This is a genomic window from Pseudomonas sp. ICMP 10191, assembly GCF_001467335.1.
Lineage (GTDB): Bacteria > Pseudomonadota > Gammaproteobacteria > Pseudomonadales > Pseudomonadaceae > Aquipseudomonas > Aquipseudomonas cerasi.
In genome coordinates this window covers 40,034-57,439 of sequence record NZ_LKGW01000107.1, presented here as the reverse complement: position 1 = coordinate 57,439, position 17,406 = coordinate 40,034, and the positions used below count along the sequence as shown (strand labels likewise).

Sequence of the window (17,406 nt, the reverse complement as noted above, 5' to 3'; positions counted from 1 at the left end):
ATCAATCAAGCAGCGCGTCGAATCATTACGGCTGGAGTAACGATGGGGAAACGGACGTTTCGCCGGGTGCGTCGTCGCGCATGCAACATGCTCGAAACACCCGGCTGGTAATTGCGTAGGACCGGTCTTTAAAGGGCTCGGGGTGCTATCGGAATCCGTGTTTGCGCCTAGCCTTGAGGTTTTCCGTAACACAGAGGCAGTAGCGCGATGTCATTTATAGTCAGGGAAGGCGATCTCACTACCACCGGCGGCTTCGTGCTGGCCGCATCGGCAAGCGAAGTCATCGAACTGCGTCGTGTGGCGCGCATGGGTGACCCGGTGTGGTGCCCGGCCTGCAGGCAGATTGGCTTCATCGCCCAGGGAAACCCCACCTACATCGACGAACTTGTGGCGGTCGCTACTCAGGGTCATGAGGTGCAGTGTGGCTGTGCACCCGGCAGCAACACGCTGACCACCTCGCAGGAGCACGTCCGGGCCGACATGGACGCGACCGTCGCCATCCCCGAAGAACTGGCCTCGACAGCGCGACTCTATGCCGAACATCTGGCGCGCTCATTGAGAGACGGCAGCTATACGCCCGAAGTACTCAGGCCTCTTTCGCAGCCATGTTGAGTTGCGAATCTCGTGCCCATGCTCCGTATTCAGCATACACATGCTTTGTGGGAGTGAGCTTGCTCACGAATGCGCTGGTTTAAACGCCCTGCTTTCGGGGTCTGTACCGGCCCCTTCGCGAGCAAGCCCGCTCCCACATGACTTGCGTTTCAACTCTAGCGCCAAGGCTCCGTATAGGTATGCCCATCACGGATGGGCGTTGGTCTCGAGCAAGTGATGCAGTTCCATGAACTGCTGCGTCAGTTTGTGCCGTGGGTCGAGGTGGATCAGCGGCAGGTTGGCCTGATGCGACTCGCGCATTTTTACCGAGGCGTTGAGATAGACCGGCAGCACCGGCAGGCCTTCGGCAATCAGTTCGTCGAGCATCTGCTGCGGCAGGCTGGCTCTGGGCTGGAACTGGTTGACGATGATGCCTTCAACCTGAAGATCTTCGTTGTGGTCCTCTTTCAACTCCTCGATCTCGCGCATCAACCCATACAGCGCCTGTCGCGAGAAGCTGTCGCAGTCGAAAGGGATCAGCACCCGATCAGAGGCGATCAACGCCGAAACCGCATAAAAATTCAGTGCTGGCGGCGTATCCAGATAGATACGCTCGTAATCTTCGCTCAACTCGTCGAGCAGTTTGCGCAGCTTGTTGATCTTGTGCTTGGCCTCGAGCTTGGGCTGCAGGTCAGCAAGCTCTGCAGTCGCCGTGATCACGTGCAGGTTGTCGAACGGTGTTTCGTAGATATCGACATGGTTCTTTTTGGCGACCGGTGAGCCGGACAGCGTGTTCTTGAAGAACTCGGCAATCCCCATCGGAATGTCCTGACCGGTCAGGCCGGTGAGGTACTGAGTCGAGTTGGCCTGGGCATCGAGATCGATCAATAACGTCCGATAGCCTTCGTGAGCGCTGACTGCAGCCAGATTGCAGGCGATGCTCGATTTGCCGACACCGCCCTTCTGATTGAATACCACGCGACGCATGCTTTGGATTCCTTGAAAGATGAAGAAACAGCAGGAGTGGCCGATAACGACCGTAAGAGGAAATCGAGTCTAGACAGTGCATGTGACAACGGTGAGCTTAACGCAAAACAGTTGCTGGCCGGTTGTCATACAGAAAAACGACTTCAACCTTAAAATACACGCCTGTAAACGGTTTTTATGTAACAAATTTGCTAGTAATGAGCCCCATCAGGATAATGCGCGCACTCGGTCAATTACCGCACCCAGGCTGATATCGACCTGATATCGATGTAGCGAGAAACAAGCCCGCAGGGGCGGGAAGAGAAGCCTTGATCACCTTCAACATTGCACGATGGCAAGCCTGGGCGCCGGGCCTGGCGAGCGCGGAAGACTGGCAGCGATGGAGCCTCGATCCGACGCTGCTGGAAACCAGTGATGCAGCGCCAGACGTGTCTTTCCTTCCTGCGATGCAACGCCGCCGCCTGGGCCGCATGGCGAGAATGGCGTTTGCCGTCGGCTGGCCATTGACTGAAGGGCTGGAGCGCGTCCCGCTGGTGTTTGTCTCGCGCCACGGAGAAACCCCGAGGACCTTTGAAATCCTGCGTGATCTGGCCGCCAACGAGCCGCTTTCACCGACCCAGTTCAGCCTTTCAGTGCATAACGCCATCATTGGTCTGTGGTCGATCATGCGCGGTGAAACAAGTGAGATGACAGCCCTGGCCGCCACAGGCGACGGGCTGGAGTATGGAGCATTCGAGGCCGCAGCGTTGCTGGCCGAGGGAGCAGAAGCAGTATTGCTTGTGGTGACTGAAGAACAGCCGCCGCAAGCCTATGCCCAATGGATTGATGACGTGCCCTTTCCCTACGCGGTCGGCTTGCTGCTGACGCCGGGGAATGAGTGGCAACTGTCTCTGAACACCGATACGCAAGGCACCAAGCGCACTCAGTGGCCCCATGCCCTGAACCTGCTGCGGGCCTTGCACACTGATCAATCCGTCTGCCTGCACCCTTGGAATAACCGGTTATGGAACTGGCAACGCAGTCACTGAAAAAAGGTCGGGACGCCTATTACTGGCGTCTGCTGGCAACAGGCATCAGCTTTGCCCTGTTCGGGTTGAGCGGTTTATGCCTGCGGTTGTTCGTTTTTCCAGTATTGAGTTGCCTGCCTGGCAGTGTGGCCAGCCATCAGCGCCGCGCGCGACGGACCATCAGCCGCCTGTTCTGGCTGTTCATCCGCATCATGGCGCGCATGCGGGTGCTGACCTATGACGTACAAGGCGCCGAAAAGCTTGGTCGCCCAGGGCAGATGATCATCGCCAACCACCCGTCACTGATCGATGTCGTGTTTCTGATCGGGCTGGTGCGTGACGCCAACTGCGTGGTCAAACGCAGCCTGTGGGAGAACCCGTTCACCCGCGGCCCTGTGCGCTCCACCGGTTACATCAGCAACGACGGCAGCATGGAGATGCTAGACGCCGCCGTAGAGCGCCTGCAAAGCGGCCAGACACTGATCATTTTCCCGGAAGGCACGCGCACCCAGCCAGGCCAGCCGCCTGTCTTTCACCGCGGCGCGGCCGCCATTGCGCTGCGTGGCGCGAGCGTCATCACCCCGGTGACGATCAAGGTCCAGCCGACCACCCTGACCAAGGCCGAGCCTTGGTATCGCATTCCGCAACGCCGCGTGCACTTCACTTTGCGCGTCGGTGCCGATATAGAACCAACCGCCTTCAGTGCGCTAGGCCCACCGCCCCTGGCGTCCCGCAAGCTCAACGATTACCTGCATGACTATTTCACCAAGGAGCTCGCCTCAGATGAGCGATCTGCACCAGGACATTAAATTGTTGATCATCGATGCCCTGGGCCTCGAAGACATCACCCCGGAAGATATCGGCAACGATATGACGCTGTTTGGCGAAGGACTGGGACTGGACTCGGTGGATGCGCTCGAATTGGGCCTGGCCATCCAGAAGCGTTATGGCATCAGGATCGATGCCGATGCAAAGGACACCCGTAACCATTTCGCCAGCGTCGACAGCCTTGCGGCCTTCGTCAGCGCCAGACAACCGGCCTGAGAATTGAACATGCAAACCCGTGAAGACATCTTCGAAATCCTGCGCACCGCAATGGTGGAACTGTTCGAACTGGAGCCTGAGCGAGTCACGCTTGAAGCCAACCTGTATCAGGACCTGGAAATCGACAGCATCGATGCCGTGGACCTGATCGATCACATCAAACGCAAGACCGGCAAAAAGATTGCGGCTGAAGAGTTCAAGTCGGTGAGGACCGTGAATGACGTGGTAGAGGCCGTCTACAAACTGGTCAACACCGCCGAATGAAGCGGCTGATTGGCCTGATTCTGGTGCTGGCCGGCGTGCTCTATCCATTCGCCGTCTATTGGGGGACCGAGCATTTCGCCCCTTGGCAGTTCGCGCTGCTGCTGGGCAGCCTGTGGCTGGCGCGCGCCCTGACCGGAGAGCGCAGGCAAGGCAGCCTGGCGATGGCGATTGTAGCGCTGATCTTTTGCGCGGTGCTCGGCGCCCTCGACAGTCACATGATGCTGCGCTGGTACCCGGTACTGGTCAGCACCTTCATGCTCGGCCTGTTCGGCTCAAGCCTGGTCTACGGCCCGCCGATCGTGGAAAAGATGGCGCGCCTGAACCGTCCCGATCTGCCTGAGGCGGGTATCCGCTATACACGTAAAGTCACGCAGATTTGGTGCCTGTTCTTTCTCGTCAACGGCCTCACGTCAGCCATCCTGACACTGTGGGCACCGTTGTCATGGTGGACGCTGTACACAGGCCTGATTTCCTACGGCCTGATGGGCGTGTTATTCGCTGTTGAATGGATCGTCCGCCCACCCTCAGCGGGCGGCAAATGAAATGGATCGCATGAACTGGTTGAACCTGGAACACCTGCTGCTCGATGCGCTGCCCGACCGGCTGCTGACGCTGGCCCCGACCCTCGACCACGCGCAGTTTCGTGATCAGGCGCTCGGCGTGGCTGCGGGGCTGAACGCGCGCGGCATCACACGCCTTGCAGTGCACCTCGAGGATGCCGCCGACCTGGCCATTGCGTTGTTCGCGGCCTGGCGCGCAGGTGTGCACGTGTTGCTGCCCGCCGACTTGCAGGGCCAGACCCGCGAGCGCTGGGCGAATCAGGTCGACCTGTGGCTGACTGACCTGCCGGGTGACACCCACCTGAGCGACCTGCATGCCGCGCCTCTCCCCGCGGCAGCGCTGGACCTCGACCAGTGCCGGCTGAGCCTGTGCACCTCCGGCTCCAGCGGCGAGCCCAAACTGATCGAAAAACACCTGCGGCAACTGGCCAACGAAGTCTGCGGGCTGGAGCAGCTGTGGGGCGCGGAGCTCGGCACGGCATGCATGATCGGCAGCGTGGCGACGCAACATATTTACGGGCTGCTGTTTCGTTTGCTCTGGCCGCTGTGCGCGGCACGCCCGTTCGTGCGCCGTCAGTTGCCGTTCGCCGAAGACCTGCAACGCGCCAGCCGTGAATACCCGTCATTCGCCTGGGTCGCCAGCCCTGCGCTGCTCAAGCGCATGGGCGACAATCTCGACTGGCCGGGTCTTGCCGCCGTGCGCCGGGTGTTCTCTTCCGGCGGCGCATTGCCGGCCGAAGCCGCACAGAGCCTGCAGCAACGCCTCGGTCAGTGGCCGACGGAAATTCTCGGCAGCTCGGAAACCGGCGGCATCGCCTGGCGTCAGGGCGGGCAACGCTGGCAGGCCTTCGACGGCGTAGAGCTGAGTCAGGATGCGCAAGGTGCGCTGCGCATCAGCTCGCCCTATCTGCCGCCCGGCCATGTCGAGCAGACCGCCGATGCGGCGCTGATCGGTGCAGACGGGCGCTTCGAACTGCTGGGCAGGCTCGACCGCATCGTCAAACTCGAAGAGAAGCGCGTGTCCTTGCCGCTGATCGAGCAGGCCCTCGCGGCTCACCCGTGGGTGAGTGAAGCGCGCCTTGGCGTGGTGCAGGCAAACCGTGCCTCGCTGGGCGCGCTGCTGGTGCTGAGCGACGCGGGCTTGCTGGTCCTGCGCAATCAGGGCCGTCGGGCGCTCACCGAAGCCTTGCGGCAGTACCTGCAACCGCACTGCGAAACCATCGCCCTGCCGCGTCGCTGGCGTCTGCTGCGGCAGATGCCGCTCAACGCCCAGGGCAAGCTGCCTCAGGCAGAGGTCGAGGCGCTGCTGCTGGCGCCACGCTCGAAACAGCCGGAAGTGCTTGAGCAACAGAACGTCGAAGGCGAGCTGCACCTGCAATTGAGCGTCCCGCCCGATCTGGCGTTTTTCAGCGGCCACTTTCCCAAGGCGCCGATTTTGCCGGGCGTGGTGCAAGTCGACTGGGCGATCAGCCTGGGCCAGCGACTGCTCGACCTGCCATGCGGATTTGCCGGTATGGAGGTGCTCAAATTTCAACAACTGGTGCGTCCCGGTGATCGCCTCACGCTGACACTGCGCTTCGATGCGACACGCTCCAAGCTGCACTTCGCCTTTCGCAACGCCGACAACGCGCCCTGCTCCAGTGGCCGCATCCTCCTGGAGGACGACCATGCATAAGCCTTGCGTGATCATTCCGGTGTTTGACCACGAGCTGGCCGTGCCCAACGTGGTCAAGGCCGTGCGCAACGCCGGGTTGCCGTGCATTCTGGTGGACGATGCCAGCAGTCCGGCCTGCGAAGCCGTGTTACAGCAGTTGGCGCAGGGTGAGGCTATCCACCTGCTGCGCCTGCCGGTCAATCAGGGCAAGGGCGGCGCGGTAATGGCCGGCTTTCGCGAGGCGATCCGGCTGGGTTTCAGCCATGCGTTGCAGGTCGATGCCGATGGCCAGCATGATCTGAGTGATATTCCGGTGTTTCTGGAGCAGTCGCGCCAGCACCCGGATGCGCTGATCTGCGGTTATCCGCAGTTTGACGAGAGCGTGCCCAAAGGCCGTCTGTATGCACGCTACCTGACCCACGTCTGGGTGTGGATCAACACCCTGTCACTGCACATTCGCGATTCCATGTGCGGCTTTCGCCTCTATCCACTGGCCCCGGTCCTGGCGCTGATCGACAGCGTGCAGATCGGCAGACGCATGGATTTCGACTCGGAAATGCTCGTGCGCCTGTCCTGGCGCGGCCAGCCGATGCGCTGGCTGCCGACCCGCGTTCATTACCCGCAGGACGGCCTGTCGCATTTCCGCCTGTTTCATGACAACGCCCTGATTTCGAAAATGCACGCCAAGCTGTTCTTCGGCATGCTGCTACGCCTGCCAATGCTCCTGTGGCGACGGTGGCGGCCATGAGCATCGACAAGTCGCCCAAGGAGCATTGGGCCAGTCATCAGGAGCGCGGCAGCTTCATGCTCATGAAACTCACCGCCTGGGGCATGCGGGTGCTCGGTCGGCGCCTGCTCAGCCCGGTGCTGTATGGCATCGTCCTGTATTTCTTTGTCTTCGGCCGACGTGCCCGGCACAGCATCTGGCAATACCAGCAGCACCTGGCGGACTGGAGCGGCAAACCCGAACTGCGGCCCAGCCAGCGCCGGGTGTTCGGGCAGTTCATGGCATTCGCCGATGCCTTGCTCGACAAGCTCGACGTGTGGAACGGCAGGCTGGGTATCGATCAGATCGAGATCGTCGACCAGGCCTTGCTGCGCCAGAACCTGCGTGGCCAACGCGGACAGATGCTGGTCGGTGCGCACCTGGGCAACCTTGAAGTGTGCCGAGCGCTGGCCGAACTCGGCGAAAAGGTCACCATGAACGTGCTGGTGCACACCAAACATGCCGAACGCTTCAATCGCCTGCTCGGTGAAGCCGGCGCGACACATCTGCGCCTGATTCAGGTCAGCGAGCTGGACCCGGCCATCATGCTGCAATTAAGCCAGCGTCTGGACGAAGGCGAGTGGCTGGCCATCGCCGGTGACCGCGTCGCGCTGCATGGCGGGCGCAATGTGCAGGTCGACTTTCTCGGTCAGCCGGCCAACTTCCCGCAAGGCCCCTGGCTGCTGGCCGGGCTGCTCAAGTGCCCGGTCAACCTGTTCTTTTGCCTCAAGGGTGCGAAAGGCTATCGGGTAATTCTCGAACCGTTCGCCGACGCCATCGAGTGGCGGCGCAGCGACCGTGCCCAGGTCATCGAGCAGTGGACCACGTGTTATGCCGAGCGTCTTGGGCACTATTGCCTGGAAGCGCCGCAGCAGTGGTTCAATTTCTACCCATTCTGGAAGTCTGCCGATGAATCAGGCTCATGAGCTGATCGCGCTCGGCGGTCATGTGCTGCGTTGTAAAATCAGCGCGGATCGCCACAGGAGGTTACATGCGCAGTAAGGGTTTCCTGCACATCGACACTGAAATCGTCGTGCCGTTTTTCGACGTCGACATGATGAACATCGTCTGGCACGGGCACTACGTGAAGTACCTCGAAGTGGCGCGCTGCGCGCTGCTCGATCATATCGGCCATAACTACATGCAGATGCTCGAATCCGGTTATGGTTGGCCGGTGATCGATCTGCAATTGCGCTATGTGCGCAGCGCCGTGTTCGGTCAGACACTGAACGTGCGCGCCAGTCTGGTGGAGTGGGAGAACCGTCTGAAGATCAATTACCTGATCACCGATGCACACACCGGTGAGCGCCTGACCCGCGCCAGCACTGTGCAGGTCGCCGTCGACAGCCAGAGCCGGGAAATGCAACTGGCCTCGCCGCAGGTGTTCATCGATGCCGTCAAAACTGCCCTTGAGAGCACAATAGAGAGCGCCTCGCCATGAACCGCCCGCTTCGTACCTTGATTCTGCTGGGTCTGCTGTGCCTTTCTTCTCTGGCGCAGGCGTTCGATCTGCAACAACTGAGCGATCAGCTCGCCAAGCCTGCCGTGGTGCAGGGTCGTTTCGTTCAGGAAAAACACCTGCGCGCCCTGCCGCAACCGCTGCTCAGCAAGGGCCGCTTCGTGCTCGCCAGGGATTTCGGGCTGCTCTGGCTGCTGGAAACACCGCTCAAACAGGATTACCGCATCAATGCCGACGGTATTGCCCGTCGTGAAGCCGATGGCAATGTCAGCACCTGGAAGCCGGTGCCGAACAAGAACGCCGGCGCCGAGCAGAACCGTCTGTTCCTGGCGGTCTTGCAAGGCGACAGTAGCGGTCTGCAGCGGGATTTCGACTTGCAGCTCAAGGGCGAGGCGAATGCCTGGCACCTCACCCTGACGCCGCGTTCGATGCTGCTGCAACAAGTGTTCAAACAGATCAACATCGACGGTGGCGAACTGGTGCAGCGTATCGAGCTGCTGGAAACCCAGGGCGACAGCACGGTCCTGAAAATGATCGACAGCAGCAGTGCCCCGACCCTGACCGATGCGCAGCGTAATGACTTCAAAGACTGAGCGGCTGTTGCCGCGACTGTTCCTGCTGATTCTGGCGGGCGTACTGGCGCTCGCGGGCTGGCAGTGGCACGACCGCTCGCCGCTGTCGGCCAACCTGATGGAGCTGGTGCCGGGCACCGATAACGACGAACTGGTCGTGAGCGCCGAAAAGCGCATGCAGGAACCGCTCAACCGCGAAATGCTGGTGCTGGTGGGCCACAGCGATCGGCAGAAGGCTGTCGAACTGGCACGCAATCTGGCTGAACAATGGCAGTCGACCGGCCTGTTCGAGAAGGTCCAGTGGTCGCTGCAGGCCGATCTGCCCGCGTTGCGCACCCAGTTGCTGCAAGGGCGCATCGCCATGCTGCCGACAGCGGACCGCACACTGCTGATCGACGACCCGAAAACCTTCATCGAACAGCGCGTACAGACGCTGTTCGACCCGTTTGCCGGGTTCAGCCTGGTGCCTGGCCAGGATGACTGGCTGGGGCTGACCGGACGTATCCAGAACGGCCTGCCGAAGCAGGGCTCGGTCGAGGCGGACCTGGCCAGTGGCGCGCTGGTGGCCAGCGCCGAGGGCAAAAGCTGGGTACTGCTGCGTTCGCGAACCCGAACCGATGCCTTCGACATGCACCTGCCCGGCCAGGTCGCGGACCTGCTGGCGCAAGCGCGGGTGCAGGCCAGTCAGGCGGGTGGTCAATTGCTCGCGGCCAGCGGGCTGCTTTACGCTGCCGATGGGCAGAAGCAGGCCAGCCGGGAAATCACCTGGGTCGGCGGTGGCGCAACGGTCGGTATCCTGTTGTTGCTGTTACTCGCCTTCCGCCGCTGGAGCGTGCTGCTGGCATTCGTGCCGGTGGTGGTCGGCATGCTCTTCGGCGCGGTGGCCTGCGTTGCGATATTCGGCAGCATGCACGTCATGACGCTGGTGCTGGGCTCGAGCCTGATCGGGGTGGCGGTGGATTACCCGCTGCATTACCTGTCCAAGAGCTGGAGCCTCAAACCCTGGCGCAGCTGGCCCGCCTTGCGCCTGACCCTGCCGGGCCTGAGCCTGAGCCTGATCACCAGTTGCATCGGCTACCTGGCGCTGGCCTGGACGCCGTTTCCGGCACTCACGCAAATTGCGGTGTTCTCGGCGGCCGGCCTGATCGGCGCCTACCTGACGGCGGTGTGCCTGCTGCCCGCGCTGCTCGCAAAAGTCGAGATCAGCCCTGCCCAGTGGCCGCTGAAAATGGCGCAATTGATGCTCGATTGCCGCGCCGCCTTGCTGCTGCGCATCAGCACACCGATCCTGCTGGTGCTGCTGTTGGTCTTCTGTGGCGGCGGACTCTGGCACCTGACCACCAAGAACGATATCCGCCAATGGGTGGCAGCACCTCAGGCGTTGACCGATGAAGCCCAGGCCATCGCACGGATCACCGGTTATCAGCCCACCAGCCAGTTTTTTCTGGTGCGCGGCAAGGACCAACAGCAGTTGCTGGATCGGCAGTCCGAACTGACCCAACGGCTCGACCAGCTGGTCAGCATGGACAAGCTGCAGGGCTACATGGCACTCAACCAGTTGCTGGATTCGCCTGCCGAGCAGCAACTGACCCGTGATGCACTGGGCAAATTGCCGCAACACTGGGAGCCATTGGTACAGCTTGGCGTTCCGGCCAACGCACTGAAAACCGAACTCGCGCAATTGCAGGCACTGCCAACGCAAGACATTGATCAGGCGCTTCAAGGCCCGCTCAGCGAACCGTGGCGCACGCTCTGGCTGGGCGCCAGCGAAGATGCCGAAGGCGACGCTCAGGTAGCCAGCATCGTCAGCCTGCGTGGCATGAACAGCATGGCGTTGCTGCGCGTGCAGGCCATAGGACTGGAGGGCGTGCAACTGGTCGACCGCCTGGGTGAGCTCAACGAGGTGTTTGCCCACACGCAGATCAGCGCAGCGGAATTGAAGCTGGCATCGTGCGTACTGATCGTCCTGCTGCTGATCGCTCCGTTTGGCTTCGGCGGTGCGTTGCGCATCGTCGCCCTGCCCCTGCTGGCGGCCCTGTGCAGCCTCGCCAGCCTGGGCTGGCTCGGTCAGCCGCTGACTCTGTTCAGCCTGTTCGGCCTGTTGCTGGTCACGGCGATCAGCGTCGATTACGCCATCCTGATGCGCGAGCAGATAGGCGGCGCGGCAGTCAGCCTGCTGGGCACGCTGCTGGCAGCGGTCACCACTTGGCTGTCGTTCGGCCTGCTGGCCGTTTCCAGCACACCGGCGATCAGCAACTTCGGCCTGTCGGTCAGTCTGGGGCTGGCGTTCAGCTTCCTGCTGGCGCCCTGGGCCAGCCCGCGTAAAGCGCTTCATTCGCCAGCCAATGCTGAAGGGCCACACGCATGAGTCTTGCAGCGTTGTCGTCACTCCCAGCCACCGCCCAACCGAAAAGGAATACCTGTGCCCATCACTGATAGGGAAATTCGTCAGGTCGTCATCATCGGTGCCGGCCCGGCCGGTTCAATAGCGGCTGCCCTGCTCAAACGCCAGGGCCATGACGTGCTGATCATCGAGCGCCAGCTGTTTCCGCGCTTCTCCATCGGTGAAAGCCTGCTGTGCCACTGCCTGGACTTCGTCGAAGAAGCCGGGATGCTGGAGGCCGTGCAGGCCGCCGGTTTCCAGCCCAAAAATGGCGCAGCTTTCGCGCGTGGCGAGCAATACAGCGATTTCGACTTCAGCGATACGTTCAGCAACGGCAAGCCGACGACCTTTCAGGTGCAGCGCAGCGAGTTCGACAAACTGCTCGCCGATCAGGCTGCGCTGCAAGGCGTGGACATCCGCTATCAGGAAGAGATCGTCAGCGCCGACTTCGATGGTCCGCAGCCGGTTTTGCGTGTGAGGCGTGAGGACGGCAGCGAATACAGCGTGCAGGCCAGCTTCGTACTCGACGCCAGCGGCTATGGCCGTGTGCTGCCGCGCTTGCTGGATCTGGAAGCGCCGTCGGGTTTTCCGGTGCGCCAGGCGGTGTTCACCCATATCGAAGACCGCATCGAAAGCCCGCCCTTCGACCGCCGCAAGATTCTCGTCAGCATCCATCCGCAGCACAGCGATGTGTGGTTCTGGTCGATCCCGTTCAGCGAAGGCCGCTGTTCGATAGGCGTGGTCGCCTCGGCTGAACGCTTCAAGGACAAGCCCGAGGATCTGGATGCCTGCCTGCGCGCCTTTATCGATGAAACACCGCAACTGGCCAGCGTGCTGAAAAACGCAGTCTGGGATACGCCAGCGAGAACCATCGGTGGCTACTCGGCCAACGTCAAGACCCTGCACGGCAAAGGCTTTGCGCTGTTGGGCAATGCGGCGGAATTCCTCGACCCGGTGTTTTCGTCAGGCGTGACCATCGCCATGCGTTCGGCGAGCATGGCGGCTGGCGTGCTGAGCCGCCAGTTGCAGGGCGAAAACGTGGATTGGGAAAGCGAGTTCGCGGTGCCATTGAAACGTGGCGTCGACACCTTTCGCGCCTATGTCGATGGCTGGTACGACGGCACATTCCAGAGCGTGATTTTCTACCCCGGCAGCGCTCCGGACATCCGCCGCATGATCAGCTCGATTCTGGCCGGTTATGCCTGGGACGAACGCAATCCGTTTGTCAGCGAGCCCAAGCGCCGCCTGCGCACGCTTTCGGAAATCTGCGCGGACGGTGGTTCATGAGTCGACCGTTTCTGAGTGACAGTTATGTCGAGGAAACCCGCTTCGGCCTGTGGTTTCTGCGCAGCAACATCTGGCAGTACCGCGTGCTGCGCGTGGCGATAGACGACTTGCGCAGCCTGTTCGCCAGCCCGCCGCCGGTTGCGCCGGTGTTGCTCGACGCCGGGTGCGGGCAAGGCCGCTCGTTCCAGCATCTGAACAAGGTTTTTCAGCCGTCCAGGCTCATCGGTGTCGACGCCGATCCGCACAGCCTCGAGATGAGTCGCGAAGAGGCGCGTGCCAGAGGCGTAGAGGTCGAGCTGATCGGCAGCGACTGCGCAGCCCTGCCAGTACCCGACGCCAGCGTCGATTTGCTGTTCTGCCACCAGACTTTCCATCATCTGGTGGAGCAGGAACAAGCGCTGGCCGAGTTTTACCGGGTACTCAAACCGGGCGGCTACCTGCTGTTCGCCGAGTCGACCGAGGCGTACATCGACACCTGGGTAATTCGCTGGCTGTTCCGCCATCCGATGCATGTTCAGAAAAGCGCGGCGCAGTATCTGCAGATGATCCGCGACCAGGGTTTCGAGTTCGATGCACCGAATGTTTCGTACCCTTACCTGTGGTGGAGCCGCGCCAAGGACTTCGGCCTGCTCGAAGTCTTGAAACTGCAAAAGCCCAGGCCGTTCGGGCAACGTGAGGAAACGCTGGTCAATGTCGTGGCCCGCAAACCCCTGGAAGTGGAAGCATCATGATTCGCATACTGTTTTTAGCCTTCCTGCTGCTCGGCGGCTGTGCGGCACAAGCCCCGCTGCCGACCAGCGCACCGACCCTGCAATTGCCGATGCAACTGCACATCGAGCGTCGCCAGGCCGATCAGCATCAGGACTGGCTGCTGATCATCCAGCGCGAAAACGGCGGATTGCGCTGGTCGATGATGGACCCGCTGGGCATTCCCCAGGCGCGCCAGTTGCTGATCGACGGCAAATGGCAAGCCGACGGTTTGCTGCCGCCCAATCCCGAAGCTCGCGAGCTGTTCGCTGCGCTGATGTTCGCCATGACCCCGGACCTGGAAATGCATGGCCGCTACCCGACGGCTTACCGCCAGGGCATGCAGCGACGCCTGGACGATCGCTGGCTGGTCGAATATCAGTCGGCCAACGCGTTCACTATCCGCCTCAAGGACAGGCTGAGCTACAAGGTCACACCGCTGAACAACGAGAGCCTGCCATGACCGCCTATCTCAACGCGCTGGGCGTGATCTGCTCGCTGGGCGACAGCCGTGAAGAGGTGTCGCGCAGGCTGTTCGCAGGTGACAGCTCGGGCATGGTGTTCGAAAGCGGTTGGGTGCCGGAACGTGCGTTGCCGGTCGGTGCAGTCAAATCTGCATTGCCGCCCATTCCGCCTGCCGTGCATTTGCATCGCAGCCGCAATAACCAGCTGCTGCTGGCCGCCGCCCTGCAGATCGAGGAGGACATCAGCCAGGCCATCACCCGCTTCGGCGCCGGGCGGATTGGCGTGATCATCGGCACCAGCACCTCGGGCATCGATGAAGCGAGCGAGAGCATGGCCGTCTGGCTGCGTGAACGGACCTTCCCCGACGATTACGATTATCGGCAACAGGAACTGGGCGCACCGGCGAATTTTCTCGCCGCCTGGCTGCAATTGAGCGGCCCGGCCTACGTCATCTCGACAGCCTGCACCTCCAGCTCGCGGGCGTTGCTCAGTGCGCGGCGGGCGCTGGACATGGGCCTGTGCGATGCCGTGCTGTGCGGCGGCGTCGACAGCCTGTGCAGGCTGACCCTGCAGGGATTCTCGGCACTCGAGGCGATGTCGCCGCAGCTCTGCAATCCGTTCTCCAGCAACCGCAACGGGATCAATATCGGCGAGGCGGCCGCACTGTTCCTGATGACTCGCGAAGCCGACAGCAGGCACTCGATTGCCCTGCTGGGTGCAGGTGCCAGCTGCGACGCTCACCACATCTCGGCCCCCGAACCCACCGGCCGTGGTGCGCGCGATGCCATGCTGCAAGCGTTGCGCAATGCGCGACTCGAGGCGGAGCAGATCGGTTATCTGAACCTGCATGGCACCGCCACGCCGCACAACGATGCAATGGAGAGCCTGGCCGTGCAGGGCGTATTTCCCAACGGCGTGCCCTGCTCGTCAACCAAACCGCTCAGCGGCCACACCCTGGGCGCAGCGGGCGCGCTGGAAGCGGCGTTTTGCTGGCTGAGCCTGGCACCGCAGAATGCCGAACGGGCCCTGCCCCCGCACCTGTGGGACGGCGAGACCGATCCACTGCTGCCCGCGCTGCAATGGACACACGCAGGCTCGCGCCTGACACCTGAAAACGCTCGTTACATGATGAGCAATTCGTTTGCCTTCGGTGGCAACAACATCAGCCTGATTATCGGAGATGCCCCATGACCGAGTGGCCGCTCGCCGAACTCATCCCCCATGCCGGCGACATGATCCTTATCGATCAGGTGCTGAGCTTTGACGAAGAACAGATTCGAACCTGCCTGACCGTACGCGCCGACGGCCTGTTCAATCAAGCGGACGGCAGCCTGCCCGCATGGCTGGGCATAGAGCTGATGGCGCAGAGCGTCGCGGCCTATGCCGGTTGCAAGGCGCGCAACAACGGCGAAGCGGTCAAGCTGGGTTTTTTGCTTGGCAGCCGCAAGTTCGATTGCAACGTGACACGCTTCCCACTGGGCAGTGAACTGCACATCCATGCCGTGCGCTCCCTGCAGGACGACAACGGCATGGGCATGTTCGAATGCACCCTCACCGGCCCGGGTATCGAGGCTTTTGCCCGACTCAATGTATATTGCCCGCCCAACACTGCTGACTACCTGGCTGAAGGAGCCCCGGCATGACTGAATCGATACTGGTCACCGGCTCCAGCCGTGGCATCGGCCGCGCCATCGCCCTGCGTCTGGCGCAGGCCGGATACGACCTGATCCTGCATTGCCGCACTGGCCGCAGCGAAGCCGAAGCCGTGCAGGCCGAAGTCGTTGCGCTGGGCCGTCAGGCACGCGTGCTGCAATTCGATGTCTCGGACCGTGCCGCCTGCAAGGCAATTCTGGAACAGGATGTGGAGACGCATGGCGCCTATTACGGCGTGGTACTCAACGCCGGGCTGACCCGCGACGGCGCGTTTCCGGCGCTGAGCGACGATGACTGGGATCAGGTGCTGCGTACTAACCTGGACGGTTTCTATAATGTCCTGCACCCGTTGACGATGCCGATGATTCGCCGTCGTGCAGCAGGGCGCATCGTCTGCATCACCTCGGTTTCAGGGCTGATCGGCAATCGCGGCCAGGTCAATTACAGCGCTTCCAAGGCAGGGCTGATCGGTGCCGCCAAGGCGCTGGCCATCGAACTGGGCAAACGCAAGATCACCGTCAACTGCGTCGCGCCGGGGCTGATCGATACGGCCATGCTCGACGAGAACGTGCCCGTTGACGAACTGATGAAAATGATTCCTGCACAACGCATGGGCACGCCCGAGGAAGTGGCGGGGGCCGTGAATTTTCTGATGTCGGCCGAAGCGAGCTACATCACTCGTCAGGTTCTGGCCGTCAATGGGGGACTGTGTTGATGAAGCGTGTGGTAGTGACCGGCATGTCCGGCATCACTTCGGTGGGCAGCGACTGGCCGACTATCGATGCCAGCTTCACGGCCAATCGCAGCGGCATTCGCCGGATGGACGAGTGGAACCGTTTTGCCGAGCTCAATACCCGCCTGGCTGGCCCCATCGACGATTTCGTCGTGCCGGGGCACTGGACGCGCAAGCAACTGCGCAGCATGGGCCGCGTGTCCCGTCTGGCCGTGGCGGCTGCGGAGCAGGCCCTGATCGACGCCGGGCTGCTGAATGACCCGATCATTCGCGACGGCCGCATGGGCACGGCCTGCGGCTCGTCCACCGGCAGCACCGACGAGATCAAGGCTTTCGGCAACATGTTGATCAACTCGGTGGCTGTGGGCCTGAACGCCAACTCCTACGTGCGGATGATGCCGCACACCACCGCTGCCAACATCAGCATTTTCTTCGGCCTGACCGGACGCCTGATTCCGACCTCCAGCGCCTGTACCAGTGGCAGTCAGGGCATCGGCTATGCCTACGAGGCGATCAAGTTCGGCCGTCTGCCGCTGATGCTGGCGGGCGGGGCTGAAGAGCTGTGCCCGACCGAGGCCATGGTGTTCGACGCGCTGTACGCCACCAGCCTCAAGAATGATGCGCCCCACAGCACGCCACGCCCCTACGACAGCGGACGCGACGGCCTGGTGATCGGCGAAGGCGGCGGCATGCTGGTGCTTGAAGAGCTTGAGCATGCCCAGGCACGTGGCGCGCACATCTACGCCGAGATCGTCGGCTTCGGCAGCAACGCCGACGGCGCGCACAGCACTCGCCCCGAGCAGGCCACCATGCGCCGCGCGATGGAGCTGGCCCTCGAAGACGCCAACCTGCCGCCCGACGCCATCGGTTACGTCAACGGCCACGGCACCGCCACCGAACAGGGCGACATCGCCGAGACCCTGGCCACCAGCAGCCTGTTCGGCCCGCGCATGCCGCTCAGCTCGCAGAAAAGCTTCCTCGGCCACACGCTGGGAGCGTGCGGCGCGCTGGAGTCATGGTTCAGCATCGAAATGCTCAACAGCGATCGCTATATCCATACGCTCAACCTGGTCGCCATCGACTCACAGTGCGGTGAACTGGACTACATCGTCGGCGAACCAAGGTACATGAGCAACGAATACGTGATGAACAACAACTTCGCATTTGGCGGCGTGAACACCTCGCTGATCTTCAGGCGTTGGCGCTAAGGGTGTTCTCTGAGACGCCTGCCGCT

Annotated in this window: 20 protein-coding genes; 19 read left to right on the top strand and 1 reads right to left on the bottom strand. The window is 62.0% G+C overall.

What is annotated here, in order from left to right; translation table 11 throughout:
* Window positions 1-207 precede the first annotated feature (207 nt).
* A complete protein-coding gene (locus AO388_RS12710) occupies window positions 208-612 on the top strand; it encodes a PAAR domain-containing protein (protein WP_003366077.1) in 405 nt (134 codons plus the stop codon).
* A 186-nt stretch (window positions 613-798) separates the two neighbouring features.
* Here the strand turns inward: AO388_RS12710 and AO388_RS12705 are convergent, their stop codons facing one another.
* Window positions 799-1,578, bottom strand: coding sequence for a ParA family protein (locus AO388_RS12705; RefSeq protein ID WP_003432106.1), 780 nt, complete (start codon window positions 1,576-1,578; stop codon window positions 799-801).
* A 308-nt stretch (window positions 1,579-1,886) separates the two neighbouring features.
* Between AO388_RS12705 and AO388_RS12700 the strand changes: the two genes are divergently transcribed.
* The 18 genes from AO388_RS12700 to AO388_RS12615 all read left to right on the top strand — a co-directional run bounded on the left by AO388_RS12700 (window position 1,887) and on the right by AO388_RS12615 (window position 17,380).
* Window positions 1,887-2,606, top strand: coding sequence for a beta-ketoacyl synthase chain length factor (locus AO388_RS12700; protein WP_003366073.1), 720 nt, complete (start codon window positions 1,887-1,889; stop codon window positions 2,604-2,606).
* Window positions 2,582-3,394 (top strand): lysophospholipid acyltransferase family protein, encoded by an 813-nt coding sequence (locus AO388_RS12695; RefSeq protein WP_003366070.1) that lies wholly within the window; start codon window positions 2,582-2,584, stop codon window positions 3,392-3,394. Before AO388_RS12700 ends, AO388_RS12695 begins: the two co-directional genes overlap by 25 nt.
* Window positions 3,369-3,629 (top strand): phosphopantetheine-binding protein, encoded by a 261-nt coding sequence (locus AO388_RS12690; RefSeq protein ID WP_003316688.1) that lies wholly within the window; start codon window positions 3,369-3,371, stop codon window positions 3,627-3,629. The genes AO388_RS12695 and AO388_RS12690 overlap by 26 nt, the downstream gene beginning before the upstream one ends.
* 9 nt (window positions 3,630-3,638) lie before the next feature.
* Window positions 3,639-3,893 (top strand): acyl carrier protein, encoded by a 255-nt coding sequence (locus AO388_RS12685; RefSeq protein WP_003432110.1) that lies wholly within the window; start codon window positions 3,639-3,641, stop codon window positions 3,891-3,893.
* Window positions 3,890-4,435, top strand: a complete 546-nt coding sequence (locus tag AO388_RS12680) for a hypothetical protein (protein ID WP_003432112.1) — start codon at window positions 3,890-3,892, stop codon at window positions 4,433-4,435. The genes AO388_RS12685 and AO388_RS12680 overlap by 4 nt, the downstream gene beginning before the upstream one ends.
* A 10-nt stretch (window positions 4,436-4,445) precedes the next feature.
* Window positions 4,446-6,128: an acyl-CoA synthetase family protein gene (locus AO388_RS12675; protein WP_054081339.1), complete on the top strand. Its 1,683-nt coding sequence runs from the start codon at window positions 4,446-4,448 to the stop codon at window positions 6,126-6,128.
* Complete coding sequence (locus AO388_RS12670) at window positions 6,121-6,855, top strand: glycosyltransferase family 2 protein (protein WP_003366060.1); 735 nt, start codon at window positions 6,121-6,123, stop codon at window positions 6,853-6,855. The genes AO388_RS12675 and AO388_RS12670 overlap by 8 nt, the downstream gene beginning before the upstream one ends.
* Window positions 6,852-7,799 carry an LpxL/LpxP family acyltransferase gene (locus AO388_RS12665; protein WP_058416550.1) on the top strand — a complete coding sequence of 316 codons (948 nt, stop codon included), beginning with the start codon at window positions 6,852-6,854 and terminating at the stop codon, window positions 7,797-7,799. The genes AO388_RS12670 and AO388_RS12665 overlap by 4 nt, the downstream gene beginning before the upstream one ends.
* Before the next feature lie 65 nt (window positions 7,800-7,864).
* On the top strand, window positions 7,865-8,314 hold the full coding sequence (locus AO388_RS12660; protein ID WP_003366054.1) for an acyl-CoA thioesterase: 450 nt from the start codon (window positions 7,865-7,867) through the stop codon (window positions 8,312-8,314).
* A complete protein-coding gene (locus tag AO388_RS12655) occupies window positions 8,311-8,925 on the top strand; it encodes an outer membrane lipoprotein carrier protein LolA (protein ID WP_003432120.1) in 615 nt (204 codons plus the stop codon). Before AO388_RS12660 ends, AO388_RS12655 begins: the two co-directional genes overlap by 4 nt.
* Window positions 8,909-11,272 (top strand): MMPL family transporter, encoded by a 2,364-nt coding sequence (locus AO388_RS12650; protein WP_003432122.1) that lies wholly within the window; start codon window positions 8,909-8,911, stop codon window positions 11,270-11,272. The genes AO388_RS12655 and AO388_RS12650 overlap by 17 nt, the downstream gene beginning before the upstream one ends.
* A 54-nt stretch (window positions 11,273-11,326) precedes the next feature.
* The gene (locus AO388_RS12645; protein WP_058416549.1) at window positions 11,327-12,574 is read left to right on the top strand and encodes an NAD(P)/FAD-dependent oxidoreductase; all 1,248 of its coding nucleotides are present in this window, start codon (window positions 11,327-11,329) and stop codon (window positions 12,572-12,574) included.
* Entirely contained in the window at window positions 12,571-13,305 is a 735-nt protein-coding gene (locus AO388_RS12640; RefSeq protein WP_058416548.1) for a class I SAM-dependent methyltransferase, read from the top strand. Before AO388_RS12645 ends, AO388_RS12640 begins: the two co-directional genes overlap by 4 nt.
* Window positions 13,302-13,784, top strand: coding sequence for a hypothetical protein (locus tag AO388_RS12635; protein ID WP_003366040.1), 483 nt, complete (start codon window positions 13,302-13,304; stop codon window positions 13,782-13,784). Before AO388_RS12640 ends, AO388_RS12635 begins: the two co-directional genes overlap by 4 nt.
* Window positions 13,781-14,977: a beta-ketoacyl-[acyl-carrier-protein] synthase family protein gene (locus AO388_RS12630; RefSeq protein ID WP_058416547.1), complete on the top strand. Its 1,197-nt coding sequence runs from the start codon at window positions 13,781-13,783 to the stop codon at window positions 14,975-14,977. The genes AO388_RS12635 and AO388_RS12630 overlap by 4 nt, the downstream gene beginning before the upstream one ends.
* Window positions 14,974-15,429 carry an ApeP family dehydratase gene (locus AO388_RS12625; RefSeq protein ID WP_003366036.1) on the top strand — a complete coding sequence of 152 codons (456 nt, stop codon included), beginning with the start codon at window positions 14,974-14,976 and terminating at the stop codon, window positions 15,427-15,429. The genes AO388_RS12630 and AO388_RS12625 overlap by 4 nt, the downstream gene beginning before the upstream one ends.
* On the top strand, window positions 15,426-16,154 hold the full coding sequence (fabG, locus tag AO388_RS12620; protein ID WP_003366033.1) for a 3-oxoacyl-ACP reductase FabG: 729 nt from the start codon (window positions 15,426-15,428) through the stop codon (window positions 16,152-16,154). Before AO388_RS12625 ends, fabG begins: the two co-directional genes overlap by 4 nt.
* Window positions 16,154-17,380: a beta-ketoacyl-ACP synthase gene (locus tag AO388_RS12615; RefSeq protein WP_058416546.1), complete on the top strand. Its 1,227-nt coding sequence runs from the start codon at window positions 16,154-16,156 to the stop codon at window positions 17,378-17,380. Before fabG ends, AO388_RS12615 begins: the two co-directional genes overlap by 1 nt.
* The last annotated feature ends 26 nt before the right edge of the window (window positions 17,381-17,406 follow it).